13 protein-coding genes are annotated in these 13,244 nt (G+C 56.5%); 5 read left to right on the top strand and 8 right to left on the bottom strand.

From position 1 onward, the window contains the following. Nucleotides 1–78: 78 nt before the first annotated feature. Genes Q9245_RS04305 through cmoB form a run of 5 tightly spaced genes read left to right on the top strand, consistent with a single transcriptional unit; the run spans nucleotide 79 to nucleotide 3,676 of the window. On the top strand, nucleotides 79–501 hold the full coding sequence (locus Q9245_RS04305) for a hypothetical protein (RefSeq protein WP_305895998.1): 423 nt from the start codon (nucleotides 79–81) through the stop codon (nucleotides 499–501). Between the two features lie 5 nt (nucleotides 502–506). Continuing rightward, nucleotides 507–1,526, top strand: coding sequence for a serine/threonine protein kinase (locus tag Q9245_RS04310; protein WP_305895999.1), 1,020 nt, complete (start codon nucleotides 507–509; stop codon nucleotides 1,524–1,526). 19 nt (nucleotides 1,527–1,545) lie between these two features. Continuing rightward, on the top strand, nucleotides 1,546–1,914 hold the full coding sequence (locus Q9245_RS04315) for a kinase (RefSeq protein ID WP_305896000.1): 369 nt from the start codon (nucleotides 1,546–1,548) through the stop codon (nucleotides 1,912–1,914). Continuing rightward, complete coding sequence (gene cmoA, locus Q9245_RS04320) at nucleotides 1,904–2,662, top strand: carboxy-S-adenosyl-L-methionine synthase CmoA (protein WP_305896001.1); 759 nt, start codon at nucleotides 1,904–1,906, stop codon at nucleotides 2,660–2,662. Before Q9245_RS04315 ends, cmoA begins: the two co-directional genes overlap by 11 nt. A 21-nt stretch (nucleotides 2,663–2,683) precedes the next feature. Beyond that, complete coding sequence (gene cmoB / locus Q9245_RS04325) at nucleotides 2,684–3,676, top strand: tRNA 5-methoxyuridine(34)/uridine 5-oxyacetic acid(34) synthase CmoB (protein ID WP_305896002.1); 993 nt, start codon at nucleotides 2,684–2,686, stop codon at nucleotides 3,674–3,676. 68 nt (nucleotides 3,677–3,744) lie between these two features. On the opposite strand, the gene Q9245_RS04330 is transcribed toward cmoB, so the two are convergent. From Q9245_RS04330 to mutL, 8 genes are all read right to left on the bottom strand, one after another. Then, complete coding sequence (locus Q9245_RS04330; RefSeq protein WP_305896003.1) at nucleotides 3,745–5,040, bottom strand: adenylosuccinate synthase; 1,296 nt, start codon at nucleotides 5,038–5,040, stop codon at nucleotides 3,745–3,747. An 82-nt stretch (nucleotides 5,041–5,122) separates the two neighbouring features. Next, nucleotides 5,123–6,304, bottom strand: a complete 1,182-nt coding sequence (locus Q9245_RS04335) for an ATP phosphoribosyltransferase regulatory subunit (protein ID WP_305896004.1) — start codon at nucleotides 6,302–6,304, stop codon at nucleotides 5,123–5,125. A gap of 175 nt (nucleotides 6,305–6,479) precedes the next feature. Beyond that, nucleotides 6,480–7,355 carry a protease modulator HflC gene (gene hflC, locus Q9245_RS04340; RefSeq protein WP_305896005.1) on the bottom strand — a complete coding sequence of 292 codons (876 nt, stop codon included), beginning with the start codon at nucleotides 7,353–7,355 and terminating at the stop codon, nucleotides 6,480–6,482. A gap of 3 nt (nucleotides 7,356–7,358) precedes the next feature. Continuing rightward, nucleotides 7,359–8,543, bottom strand: a complete 1,185-nt coding sequence (hflK, locus tag Q9245_RS04345) for an FtsH protease activity modulator HflK (RefSeq protein ID WP_305896006.1) — start codon at nucleotides 8,541–8,543, stop codon at nucleotides 7,359–7,361. Nucleotides 8,544–8,621: 78 nt separating this feature from the next. Next, nucleotides 8,622–9,923 carry a ribosome rescue GTPase HflX gene (gene hflX / locus Q9245_RS04350; protein WP_305897170.1) on the bottom strand — a complete coding sequence of 434 codons (1,302 nt, stop codon included), beginning with the start codon at nucleotides 9,921–9,923 and terminating at the stop codon, nucleotides 8,622–8,624. A gap of 90 nt (nucleotides 9,924–10,013) precedes the next feature. Next, nucleotides 10,014–10,262 carry an RNA chaperone Hfq gene (gene hfq, locus Q9245_RS04355; RefSeq protein WP_114334161.1) on the bottom strand — a complete coding sequence of 83 codons (249 nt, stop codon included), beginning with the start codon at nucleotides 10,260–10,262 and terminating at the stop codon, nucleotides 10,014–10,016. Between the two features lie 33 nt (nucleotides 10,263–10,295). Then, entirely contained in the window at nucleotides 10,296–11,333 is a 1,038-nt protein-coding gene (miaA, locus tag Q9245_RS04360) for a tRNA (adenosine(37)-N6)-dimethylallyltransferase MiaA (protein WP_305896007.1), read from the bottom strand. 5 nt (nucleotides 11,334–11,338) lie between these two features. Then, nucleotides 11,339–13,225 carry a DNA mismatch repair endonuclease MutL gene (gene mutL, locus Q9245_RS04365; RefSeq protein ID WP_305896008.1) on the bottom strand — a complete coding sequence of 629 codons (1,887 nt, stop codon included), beginning with the start codon at nucleotides 13,223–13,225 and terminating at the stop codon, nucleotides 11,339–11,341. Between the last annotated feature and the right edge of the window lie 19 nt (nucleotides 13,226–13,244).

A 13,244-nucleotide genomic window follows, 5' to 3' on the forward strand; every position in this document is an offset into this window, starting at 1 on the left:
AGCCCCGCGTTACATTACCTGAGCTTTCAGAACCGTTATACTTTACCTCAAGCGCAACGGATGCTCGGAGCATGGGAAATGTCCGATAAGAAGCAGTTTCTTACGGTAATGATCGTCGCCGCACTCTTTGTGGGCTGGATTGCCTGGCGTGGCTTGGAGGTGACGAGCCTGAACGACCAACTGAAAGCCGACAAACTGGTGTCCAGCTATCCCTATCAACACCGGGTTTTGAGGGTAGAAGGTGACACAGCCACCATCAGCTCGCTACGGTCCCATACCCTTTCAACGCAACAGGCGTTATCGGTGGTGTTCCCGGGGATGACGCATCTGGCCGACACCCATCGCGACTGGCAAAAAGCGGAACGGGAGCTGGCGCAGGTGCAAGCGCGAGCTGGCGACATTGTTCTGGCGTCTCCGAGCATTAACCGCGTGCGCTGGGAACTGGATGAAAACTGGTATCACCTGCAACTCATGAAATCTCAAAAAAAATCGGCCTTCTGATCACTATGCAACACGAGCCTTCTGACATCATCGCTTCCCCCCATCCGTACGACACCCTGACGCCGGAAACCATTCTGGACGCCATGGAGGACGCCGGATTCGCGGTCAGCGGGCGCCTCTTTGCGCTGAACAGTTATGAAAACCGGGTGTATCAGGTTGGCCTGGACGAAGGCGCGCCCGTCATCGCCAAATTTTACCGCCCCGACCGCTGGTCTGATGCCGGTATCCGTGAAGAGCACGAATTCACCCTGGACCTGCAAGCGGCAGGCATTCCTGTGGTCGCACCATTGGCCCTGAACAACGGCAACACCCTGGGCCACCATGGCGAGTTCCGGTTTGCCGTCTTTCCTCAACAAGGCGGCCAGGCGCCCGACACCAGCGTAACCGATACGCTTTACCGTCTCGGTCAGTGGTTAGGCCAGATTCACAATCTGGGCGCCACTAAAGCCTTCCAGCACCGTCCGGGGTTTGATCTGATTCAGGGGCTGGAAGAGCACAACGCATTGCTCGTTAACGGTGGCTGGATACCCGATGACCTTCGACCCGCCTGGGATAGCCTGATTCCGGATTTGATCGAGGGCTGCAAGCAACGAATGGAAGATGCCGGAGACGTAAACACCCTCCGGATCCACGGCGATTGTCACGCGGGCAACATTCTTTGCCGCGACGAAGCCATGCTGTTTGTCGATCTTGACGATTGCCGCACCGGCCCCGCCGTGCAAGATATGTGGCTGTTGTTGAACGGCGAAACTAATGAGCGCGGCAGCCAGCTGGGCGAGCTACTCGAAGGCTACGAAACCTTTCGGGACTTTGACCGTCGCGAGCGGCACCTGATCGAGCCGCTGCGCTGCTATCGCCAGATTGCACACTGCGCCTGGCTGGCACGACGCTGGCAAGATCCAGCCTTCCCGCGGTTTTTCCCGTGGTTTGCTCAGCCGCGCTACTGGTCTGACCAAATTCTTTCCCTGCGCGAACAACTTTCTGCCCTGCAAGAGCCAGCTCTTACACTCCCGGGCCAATTCTGAACCCTGACATGAGGTAACCATGAGCGAAAGTGAAAACCGCTATTCGGCACGCGCCCTTATTGTGACCGCGGTAATTGCCGTCATCGGCACCGTGGCGGCCCTGGAAGCCGGCGGTCGCATCAAGCACTCAGACAACAAAGATCATGTGCCGGTCGGCGACTTTCAAGCAATCCATTTGGCACCTGGCGAAGAGTTCCGCATGTCCCGCAAGCCCTCAGGGCTGCACGCAGTCTGTGAGAACGGTTACCTCGCCATTGCCGCCGATGTAGATCCGACCTTCCGGGGCATTCTGGTGGACTACAAGAATCGTGGCGTACGATGCACCCGCCCGTCACCAACCGACCGGGATCCGGCAAAACCGAAAGTCGGAGACAGTAATGAGCAGTAAAAAACCGAGCCCCGCACCGCAGATGACCGACCGGTTGTTCGCCACTGAGCGCAACCCTGAAGATTTTCGCTTTGATGCCTCAGTGGCCCGTGTCTTCCCGGACATGATTCGCCGCTCGGTACCCGGTTACACCACGATCATTCCGATGATTGAAGTGATTACCGAACAATACGTTCAGCCCGGCTCTCACTGCTACGACCTGGGCTGTTCACTGGGCGCTTCTACCCTGGCGATGCGGCACGGGATCCCCCACACCGACTGCACATTGGTGGGGGTGGACAACTCCAGTGCCATGATCGAACGCTGCGAACACTATGTCGCGCTCGACGACCATGAGCTGCCGGTCACCCTCCGCTGCGAAGACATCCTGACCACAGAACTGAGCCGGGCATCGGTAACCACGCTGAATTTCACGCTTCAGTTCGTCCCGCCAGAAAAGCGCAAAGACCTGCTGGCTCGAATTGCCGATGCCACGCTCCCCGGCGGCGTACTGATTCTATCCGAAAAGATCCGTTTCGAATCCGATTCGGAACAGAACACCCAGACCCAGCTACATCATGAGTTTAAACGCGCCAACGGCTACTCCGACCTGGAGATCAGCCAAAAACGCGCTGCCATAGAAAACATCATGATTCCGGAAACCCTGAATACCCACAAGCAACGGCTTCTGGATACCGGGTTTGACGAAGTGCTGGTGTGGTATCAGTGCTTCAATTTTGTTTCCATGCTGGCCATCAAGAACCCTTAATCACCGGATACCACGAATCCTATGTCTGCTTTCGACTGGCGCGAACATTTCTCGCCTTTTATCGACTCTCTCAACAACAGTGATCAGGCAGCCTGGGCCGAGGTTCTGAAGGCCCAGTTGATTCGCCGTTTCGAAGACAATCCACACGGCGATATGGCGCGCTGGCACGCTGCTCTACAATCTCTGCCGTCAGATATCCCGGCTAAAGTGGACCTGAATTCGTCAGCCGTGAGCGTAACCTCAGAGCAACCATTAAGCGAACAGGATGCACAAAATCTCGAGCTGGGTTTACGCGGCTTAATGCCCTGGCGGAAAGGTCCTTTCAATTTTTTCGGCACCCACGTGGACACCGAATGGCGTTCAGACTGGAAATGGGAGCGGGTTTCACCCCACCTTGCGGATTTGCAAGGACGCACCATTCTCGATGTGGGTTGTGGCTCCGGTTATCACTGTTGGCGCATGGCCGGCGCCGGAGCACGGCAAGTCGTGGGCATCGACCCCGGGCTGCTGTTCATGTTCCAGTTTCTGGCGGTCAAAGGCTACCTCGGGGACGTTCCCGTAGACCTCCTGCCAATTCGCATGGAAGATCTGCCGGCCAACCTCGAGCACTTCGACACCACCTTCTCCATGGGTGTGCTCTACCACCGGCGCTCCCCCATTGACCATCTACTGGATCTGAAAGGCACCTTGCGCCGTGGCGGCGAGCTGGTTCTGGAAACGCTGGTTGTGGATGGCCCGGAAGGTTTCAGCCTGATGCCGGAGGATCGTTACGGGCAGATGCGTAACGTCTGGTTCCTGCCCAGTTGCCCGACCTTGATTCGGTGGCTTGAACGCGCAGGCTTCCGCAATGCCCGCGTGGTGGATGTCAGCGACACCACCACCGAAGAGCAACGACAAACCGACTGGATGCGGTTTAACTCACTGGCGGACTTCCTCGACCCGAACGATCCCACGAAAACCATCGAAGGCTACCCGGGCCCGAAACGGGCAACGCTCATTGCCGAGAAACCCTGATCGAGCATTCGAGGCATAAAAAAACCGCCTGAAGCTCACGCTAAAGGCGGTTTTTTTGACTCTGAAACTTACTCCCCGAACGGGTGCCTCAGAGTGATCGTTTCTACGCGGTCCGGGCCGGTAGAGATGATGTCGATCGGCGCTTCGATCTGCTCTTCCAGGAAACGGATATAGGCTTTCGCGTTCTCCGGCAGCTCCTCGACGCTGGTCAGGCCAAAGGTGCTTTCGCTCCAGCCCGGCAGCTCTTCGAAGATCGGCTCAATGTCCTTGAAGGTGTCACAGCCAATCGGCGGACGGGTAATTTCGCCGTCCGGGGTCTTGTAGCCGACACACACCTTTACGGTTTCCAATCCGTCCAGAACGTCCAGTTTGGTCAGGCAGATGCCCGATACACTGTTGATCTGAATGGCGTGACGCAAAGCCACGGCATCGAACCAGCCACAACGACGGGACCGGCCAGTCGTGGTGCCAACTTCGTTACCTTTGACCGCCAGATGTTCACCCATGTCGCAAAACAGTTCCGTCGGGAACGGGCCTGAACCGACACGGGTGGTGTACGCCTTGGTAATACCCAATACGTAGTCCAGGTAGAGAGGACCAAACCCGGAACCGGTCGCCGTGCCACCCGCGGTGGTGTTAGACGAGGTAACGTACGGGTATGTACCGAGATCGATATCCAGCAAAGAACCCTGAGCGCCTTCGAACAGAATGTGCTCGCCGCGCTTGCGGTGGTCGTGCAGGATGTCGGTTACGTCAGCCGCCATTGGCAGAATTTCTTCCGCCATCTGCTTGAGTTCAGCCAAAGCAGCATCGATGTCTTCGGCTTCTTCCTTGAAGTATTCGGTCAGCACAAAGTTGTGGTAAGACATGATCTCACGAAGCTTAACTTCGAAGTCTTCCATATTGTGCAGGTCACCCACACGAACGCCACGGCGGGAGACTTTATCTTCGTAGGCAGGCCCGATACCACGGCCAGTGGTACCGATTTTGTCTTCGCCCTTCGCCCGCTCACGCGCTTGGTCAATGCGAACGTGGGTACGCAAGATGATCGGACACGCCAGGCTGATCTTCAGGCGCTCACGAACTTCAACGCCGTTGGCTTCGAGTTCACGCACTTCTTTGAGCAGCGCTTCCGGTGACAGCACAACGCCGTTACCGATCAGGCAGTGGACATTCTTCCGCAGAATACCGGAAGGGATCAGGTGCAAGGCCGTCTTCTTGCCCTCGATGACCAGTGTGTGGCCGGCATTGTGACCGCCCTGAAAGCGCACCACTGCTGCCACTTTTTCTGTCAGAAGGTCGACGATCTTGCCTTTCCCTTCATCACCCCACTGGGTACCCAGCACAACAACATTTTTACCCATGATTCTCTCTCACATCAGGCGGCCCGAAGGAACGCGCCTTGCACATTTACTCAGGAATATTCGATAAATACCGGCGCTATAATCAGCCCAGCATCTCCACAACCCATTGCCCGTCTTTCTTCACCAGCTGACGATCACAACCTTGCAGTTCGGGATCGGCAGGTTCGTCACCCGGCAATTGCCTGATCACTGTCTCGGTCATTCGCAGGCCAGAAATCACACCTTCAAGCGCGGAATCTTCAACAGCCGGCGCCCAGATAGCACCCGAGCGATGATGCACACGCTCACCCAGAGCCACCAACGCACGAATATCCAGACTAAACCCGGTAGCAGGCCGGGCACGGCCGAAATCGCTGCCAATGGCATCGTAACGGCCACCTTTGGCAACCGAATCGCCGTGACCGGGAACATAGGCGGCAAACACCAGACCGGTGTGGTAGTTGTAACCACGCAGTTCACAAAAATCGAAGCCCAGGCTGACTTCCGGGAAATCACGGCTCAGCATTTCCACCACACGAGTCAGCTTGTTCAAAGCCGCATCAAGTGCCTCGGACGCGCCGCCCAAAATCGAGCGGGCCTGATCCAGCGCTTCCACGCCACCGCTTACCCGGGCAAGCTCGCGCAATCGCGCGCCCGCCGAGCCGGGTTCACAGTCACCCAGCAAGCGGTCGAGTTCCGGCACGGATTTTCGGGCCATTGCATCAAAAACCGCAGCCTCGGTGTCTTTATCAAACCCGGAACTGGCAATCAGACTTTCATAGATCGAAACGTGAGCCAGATCCAGATGTACCCGCGGCAAACCGGCTACCCGGAGGGTTTCCAGCATCAGGGTGATAATTTCCAGATCCGCCGCTTCCGAGGTACTGCCAAACAACTCACAGCCTGCCTGAATCGGCGTTCGCCCGGTCAGCATGTGGCGCGGGCGGGTATGCAGTACATGACCGGCGTAGCAAAGGCGGGTAATACCTTCCTGGCCTAGCGTATGGGCATCAATCCGGGCGGCTTGCGGCGTCATATCTGCGCGCACACCCATCATACGGCCGGTGAGTTGATCGGTCAGCTTGAACGTCTGCAACTCGAGGTCGTGCCCGGTTCCTGTAAACAGGGACTCCAGGTACTCGATCAGGGGAGGGATAACCAATTGGTAACCCCAGCGTTGGCAGGTGTCCATTACATCCCGGCGCAGGGACTCGATCCGTCCGGCCAGCGGAGGAAGAATGTCTTCAACTCCATCTGGCAGTAACCAGCGATCAGATACTGTCATGAGATTCTGTTGTCCGTTTTTCCGTCACCGGCTCAGGTGCCGGGGGAATGACTCAGGGTTCAGGATGCCCGGGCGAAGAAATGCCCAAACAAAACCGGAAGGATTCTACACCCTTGGCAGACACAAAAAAACCGGAATACCTACGTATTCCGGTTTTCCTTTTGCGCCAACGGTTTTAGTTGGCGCCGGCCGGGTCTTTCAGGAACTTCATGAAAGCACTGTCGGAGTCGATGACCATGATGTCATCCTTGCCGGCAAAAGTTTTCTCGTAAGCCTGCAAGCTACGGTAAAAGCTGTAAAACTCTTCATTGCTGCCATAAGCTTCGGCATAAATCCGAGCGGCTTCACCGTCGCCTTCACCTCGAGTTGTTTCCGCTTCAGCGAAGGCATTCGCCAGAGTTACCGTCTGCTGACGATCCGCATCCGCGCGGATACCTTCCGCCAATTCCAACCCGCGGGAACGGAATTCCTGAGCCAGCTTGTGACGCTCGGTCGCCATCCGGCGATAAACGTTTTCGCTGACCGCACCCGGGAATTCGATGGCTTTAACCCGGATATCGAGAATTTCGATACCGAATTCTTTCACCGCGGTTTCGTTAGCACGATCCCGCAATGCATGCATCAGCTCATCACGTTGACCAGACACCACTTCGTGCATGGTGCGCACACCGAATTCGTCACGCAAACCGTTATCAACACGAGACAGAATCAGTGTTTCCGCCCGGCGTTCATCGCCACCGGTCGCCCGGTAGAACTGGTCTACGTCACGGATCTTCCACGCCACGTAGGAGTCTACATCCAGCGGTTTTTTCTCGATGGTGAGGTACTGACGTGACGGCAGGTCCATGGTCAGAACCCGGATATCAAACTCCCGGATCTGATCAATCACCGGCACTTTGAAATGAATACCCGCCTGGATATCCGTTTGCACCAACTCACCAAAACGGAGTTTCACACCACGATGTGTCTCAGGAATGATGAATACGCTAGACAGCACGAGCAGGACGACGATAAGAGTGCCTGCAAGGCCCAATACACCTTTAGGTCCCATAACTTATCTACTCCTCCGGGTGTTTACGTCCTGACGGGCGCGCAACTCTTGCAGAACCTGATCGGTCAGCGCCTGTACGTCGACTTGCTGATTACCTGAGCGCGAAGAACGCGATCCTGAGCCCGACATCTGACCCTGAGTCAGCTTGTCCAAAGGCAGGTACATCATGTTGCCGCTGCTTTCGGTATCAACAAAGATCTTGCTGCTGTTGCCCAGAACCTGCTCCAGGGTTTGAATATACATACGCTCACGGGTGACCACCGGAGCCTGCTCGTAAACCGCCAGCAGCTGATTGAAACGTGCGGTTTCACCGCGAGCCCGCTCAATCACTTCCGCTTTGTAAGCATTGGCTTCTTCAATCATACGCTGAGCCTGACCCCGAGCTTCCGGAACGATCTTGTTACGGTAGGTTTCGGCTTCTTCTTTCGCGCGCTGCTCGTCTTCACGAGCCCGCTGAACCTCGCGGAAAGCATCTTGCACGGCCGCAGGGGGCTGTGTGCTTTCAACGTTCACCCGAACGATTTCCAGACCGGTGCCGTATTCCTTCAGGAAGCTTTGCAGGCGCTGTTCAACGCGAACAGCCAATTCCGCACGCCCTTCAGTCAATACGTCGTCGAGTGACGAACTGCCCACTTCATGGCGCAGGGCGCTGTCGGTCGCAAAAGCCAGTGCCTGGTTCGAATCACGGACATTCAGAACGTATGCCTTGGCATCTCCCACCCGGTACTGAACCTGCAGGTCCACGGTTACCAGGTTTTCGTCCTGAGTCAGCATCTGACCACTGGAACGAGCGGAGCGAACGTTGGTGACACGGACTTTGGTTGCCGAATCAATCAACGGCACCTTGAAACGCAGGCCGGGGTTTTCGGTCCGACTGTACTCACCGAAACGCAGCACAACCGCTCGTTCCTGTTCGTCTACCGTGTAGAACGACTGATACAGGACATAACCGAACGCCAGTATAGCGGCAATCGCCAAAATGGCCCCAAAACCACTGCTGTTGCTACCAGAGCCCGAGCTGCCGTTATTGCCTGAGCCGCCTTTGCCTCCCAGCATACGATTCAGTTTATCGAGACCTTTCTTCAGAGCCTCGTCCAGATCTGGTGGCCCCTGATCATTGCCGCGACGACCACCGGTTCCCCAGGGATCGTTGTCGTTACGGTTACCACCCGGTTCATTCCAGGCCATAATACTCTCCGTTCGTGTTTATTCGAATGGCTGCAAATACTAGGGATTTATCAAGCCCCCGGCAATAGGCGGCCCGATTCACAGTGCTCTATCTTCCAGCCGAACCTCGTCCTGGCTCACACCTGCCCGACTGAGCAGCTGCATCCAATCGCGGTTCTGCAACCGCACTTCTACTACGGTATCACCACTTTCCCGGTGCTCTTCACTCAGCACAGAACCGGCCTCATGCAACAACGCACGAAGCTTACCATCCGTCGGCCCCAATAAAACAAAGTGATGCACCACATCTTCTGCAAGACGCTCGACAACGGCATCAAAGAGCAAGTCCATGCCTGCACCGGTCATCGCAGACACCCACACTCTCACGGGAATGCCGTCCTCGTTTCGATCGATTCGCGGAGCAAACTCATCCAGCAGGTCTATCTTGTTGAAAACCTGCAACTGTGGCACTTCATCGGCACCGATTTCCAGCAGCACGTTTTCAACTTGCTCGATGTTTTCATCACGGCGCTCATCATGACAATCAATGATGTGCAGCAGCAGCGACGCCTGCCGGGTTTCTTCCAGAGTCGCACGAAAGGCTTCCACCAGTTTGTGCGGCAGATGCCGAATGAACCCTACGGTATCCGCCACTACGACCGAGCCGATGTCCGGAAGTTCCAGCTTGCGCAACGTCGGGTCGAGGGTCGCGAACAATTGATCCGCCGCGTAAACCGTCGAGGTTGTGACCTGATTGAACAAAGTCGATTTACCGGCGTTGGTGTAGCCTACCAGTGACAGGGTTGGCACATCGGCACGCTTACGGGCACGGCGGCCCTGATCCCGTTGTTTGCGGACCTTTTCCAGCCGTTTGTGAATCGACTTGATACGCTCGCGCAGCAAGCGCCGGTCCGTTTCCAGCTGGGTCTCCCCCGGCCCACGCAACCCGATCCCCCCTTTTTGCCGTTCAAGGTGGGTCCAGCCACGAATCAAGCGAGTGGACATATGCTCAAGCTGCGCCAGCTCAACCTGCAACTTACCCTCATGGGTTCGAGCGCGCTGGGCAAAGATATCGAGAATGACGCCCGTCCGGTCTAATACGCGACACTTGAGTTCACGTTCGATGTTGCGTTCCTGGCTCGGGCTCAACGCGTGATTAAACAACACCACATCGGCTTCATTGGCGGCGATCGCATCGCGGATCTCTTCAAGCTTGCCTTCGCCGACAAACAGTCTGGGACTGGGCTGTTTACGGGTTCCGGTCACCATATCGACCGGTTCAACACCCGCCGAGGTTACCAGCTCGTGGAACTCACCCGGATCTTCAGAACCGTCATGGGCAGTGAATTCGATGTGTACGAGAACCGCCCGTTCTCCAACGTCAGGACGTTCAAACAAAATATAATCAACTCCATAAAAACAAACACCCGCGGCCAGCTCAGCTCAAAGGCTGCCCTGCACCGCGGGTGTCAGAACCGGAAACACCGGAATTTAACCTTCAGCTTCTTCCTCTCCGGGATTCGCCTGCGGCAAACGAACATTGCGAGCAGGGACAACCGTGGAAATAGCATGCTTGTACACCATCTGGCTGACAGTGTTCTTCAACAAGATTACGAACTGATCGAAAGACTCGATCTGGCCCTGAAGCTTGATGCCGTTAACCAAAAAGATAGAAACGGGAATGCGTTCCTTGCGCAATGCATTGAGGTAAGGGTCTTGTAAGGAATGCCCTTTTGACATGAGTATTCTCCTGTTAGAGGTAGGTGCAGATCGTCAATTTGCAGAGTTAAATGTGGTGTGTAGACCTGATTTTTTCAAGGTTTCCAGCACCATTTGTAAGTTATTACTGTCCAGCCACTGTACATCGGGCCATTTTCGTAACCAGGTAAGCTGGCGTTTCGCCAATTGGCGAGTTGCCGCCATGCCCTTGTTCAAATAGGTTTCATGGTCGCATTCACCAGACAGGTATTCCCAGGCCTGGCGGTACCCCACACAACGCATGGAAGGCAGATCAGGGTTGAGGTCATCCCGACTCATCAACTGCCGGACTTCGTCCAGAAACCCTGCGTCTTGCATTGCCAGAAAACGTGCGCGTATCCTCTCATGAAGGATCTTGCGGTCTGCCGGAGCCAGCGCAAACTGGAAAACAGTATACGGCAGGTCGGCACTCTCGTCTGCCTGCCACTTGGTGAAATAGGTGTAATCCTTAATATCCGGCGACTTTTGCGCTTCCGAGGTGTCCGATGTGGCCTGCCAATACGCTGAAATCGGCTTGCCGGTTAACCGAATAACTTCGATCGCCCGCATCAGGCGCTGACGATTATTGGGGTGAATAATCTCGGCGGCCACCGGATCTTTGGCTAACAGCTCGTCGTACAGGGCCGGCCAGCCCTGCGCCTCGGCGTCTTTTTCAATCTGGGCCCTCAGCTCCGGATCTGCGGATGGCAGGTTCGACATGCCGTTTAACAGCGCTTTGAAATACATCATGGTGCCACCGACCAGCAGCGGAATCCGCCCGCGCTCGGTAATCTCAGTCATTTCCGCCAAAGCGTCTCGCACAAAGTCTGCGGCTGAATAGCTGTCCGCCGGATCGCAAATGTCGATCAGCCGGTGCGGTGCCTTCGCCAATTCGTCAGGGGTTGGCTTGGCTGTGCCGATGTCCATGCCGCGGTAGATCATGGCGGAATCAACGCTGATGATCTCGCACGGTAAATGCTCACACAGCGCCATGGCCATATCGGTTTTACCCGATGCCGTCGGCCCCATCAGAAAGATAGCGGGCGGAAACACTGGCTGTTGCTCGCTTGCCATGATGCTTAGCGCCCCCTCAGGAACAATTTGTCCAGCTCGGACAAGGTCATCAGCGTCCAGGTCGGGCGCCCGTGGTTACACTGACCGCTGCGTTCGGTAGCTTCCATATCCCTCAACAGCGAATTCATTTCCGGGATGGTCAACTGCCGATTGGCGCGCACCGAACCGTGACAGGCCATGGTGCCAAGCAGCTCATGGGTCACCGCTTCCACCCGGTCGCTTTGGCCGTTCTGGATCAAATCAGCCAGAACATCCCGTACCAGCTGTTCCGTGTCCGCCCCCCGTAACAACGCTGGGATCTGACGAACCGCCAGGGTCTCTGGACCAATCCGCTCGATTTGCAGGCCAAGCTGCTGCAACTCGTCGCCGTGACTTTCCGCGAGCGCGGCTTCTTTCTGGCTGACCGACAAGGATACCGGCACCAACAACGGCTGACTCTTCAGATCCTGTTCGACCAACGCCCGCTTCATGCGCTCGTAGGTAATGCGCTCGTGTGCCGCGTGCATATCCACCACAATCATGCCGGTACGGCTCTGAGCCAGAATGTAAATGCCATGCAATTGGGCAATAGCATAACCCAGCGGCGGCTCGTCTTCGCCATCCTGAGGCGGGGTAGGCACCGGCTGCGACTCAAACGGGTCGGGGCGAGTCTCGTTGGTGACGCCACCACCGGCGTTGAGCGAGTTATAGAAAGCCATTTGATCGCTGGCCTTCCAGTCCTGCTGTGGCTGGGTGGGCTGCGCATTGCTGTAACCCGCGTTGTACGAAGGTACCTGCGAAGGCGTGGCCCCCTGAGAGAGGGGAAAAGCTTCCGGGCTGGCACCTGATTGCGGAGCCTCGGGTTCACGGCTCAACGCCTGCGCTTCGGCACCTCTGAAATGGTCCGCCGGGCGCACGTCAGCCAGCGCTCGGTGTAAGGTGCGGAAAATGAAATCGTGCACCAGTCGGCCATCACGGAAACGCACTTCGTGCTTGGTTGGGTGAACGTTTACATCCACGGTGGCGGGATCCACCTCGAGATACAGCACAAACGCCGGATGGCGGTTGTTGTAGAGCACGTCGCGATAGGCCTGACGCACCGCATGCGCCACCAATTTGTCCCGAATCACCCGGCCATTGACGAAGAAATACTGCAGGTCCGCCTGGCTGCGAGAAAAGGTCGGCAGCGCCACCCAGCCCCACAACCGAAGGCCACTGGCTTCTGCTTCGATAACCACTGCGTTATCAATGAATTGCTGGCCACAGAGCGAGCTGATCCGGCGTTCTTTATCAATGTCCGATTCAGCCGGTCGCAAGCTTTGAATCACACGTTGGTTGTGGCGCAGAGTAAATCCCGCATCAAAACGGCTGAGCGCTTGCCTGCGAATGGATTCATCAACATGATTGAATTCGGTTTTTTCGGTACGCAGAAATTTACGGCGCGCGGGGGTGTTGAAGAACAGATCACGCACTTCAACGGTGGTGCCAACAGGGTGCGCGGCCGGCGAAATTTTCGCGTCCATGTCGCGCCCTTCCACTTCCACCCGGGCAGCCGCTTCCTGATCCGCCGTGCGGGAAGTCAACGAGAGACGAGATACCGAGCTGATACTGGCCAGTGCTTCGCCACGGAAGCCGAGCGTGCCAACGGCCTCGAGATCATCCAAAGTCAGGATTTTGCTGGTGGCATGCCGGCTCAGAGCCAGCGGCAGATCCGATTCTGCGATTCCGAAACCGTCATCCCGAACCCGGATCAGCTTTACACCACCTTGCTCCAGCTCAATATCCACCCGGCTGGCGCCGGCATCCAGGGCGTTTTCGACCAGTTCTTTTACAACAGACGCGGGACGCTCCACCACTTCACCGGCGGCTATCTGGTTGGCAAGCCGGGGCGAGAGCAATTGAATGTGGGGCATAGCCGGGAACTACCTCTTG

The sequence above is a fragment of the Marinobacter sp. MDS2 genome (assembly GCF_030718085.1).
In the GTDB taxonomy this organism is placed as follows: Bacteria; Pseudomonadota; Gammaproteobacteria; order Pseudomonadales; family Oleiphilaceae; genus Marinobacter.

Bases quoted from the DNA above. Each gene is read 5' to 3' on its own strand.
- Q9245_RS04305 (WP_305895998.1), top strand. From the start codon at position 79: ATGTCCGATAAGAAGCAGTTTCTTACGGTAATGATCGTCGCCGCACTC.
- Q9245_RS04310 (WP_305895999.1), top strand. From the start codon at position 507: ATGCAACACGAGCCTTCTGACATCATCGCTTCCCCCCATCCGTACGAC.
- Q9245_RS04315 (WP_305896000.1), top strand. From the start codon at position 1,546: ATGAGCGAAAGTGAAAACCGCTATTCGGCACGCGCCCTTATTGTGACC.
- cmoA (WP_305896001.1), top strand. From the start codon at position 1,904: ATGAGCAGTAAAAAACCGAGCCCCGCACCGCAGATGACCGACCGGTTG.
- cmoB (WP_305896002.1), top strand. From the start codon at position 2,684: ATGTCTGCTTTCGACTGGCGCGAACATTTCTCGCCTTTTATCGACTCT.
- Q9245_RS04330 (WP_305896003.1), bottom strand. From the start codon at position 5,040: ATGGGTAAAAATGTTGTTGTGCTGGGTACCCAGTGGGGTGATGAAGGG.
- Q9245_RS04335 (WP_305896004.1), bottom strand. From the start codon at position 6,304: ATGACAGTATCTGATCGCTGGTTACTGCCAGATGGAGTTGAAGACATT.
- hflC (WP_305896005.1), bottom strand. From the start codon at position 7,355: ATGGGACCTAAAGGTGTATTGGGCCTTGCAGGCACTCTTATCGTCGTC.
- hflK (WP_305896006.1), bottom strand. From the start codon at position 8,543: ATGGCCTGGAATGAACCGGGTGGTAACCGTAACGACAACGATCCCTGG.
- hfq (WP_114334161.1), bottom strand. From the start codon at position 10,262: ATGTCAAAAGGGCATTCCTTACAAGACCCTTACCTCAATGCATTGCGC.
- miaA (WP_305896007.1), bottom strand. From the start codon at position 11,333: ATGGCAAGCGAGCAACAGCCAGTGTTTCCGCCCGCTATCTTTCTGATG.
- mutL (WP_305896008.1), bottom strand. From the start codon at position 13,225: ATGCCCCACATTCAATTGCTCTCGCCCCGGCTTGCCAACCAGATAGCC.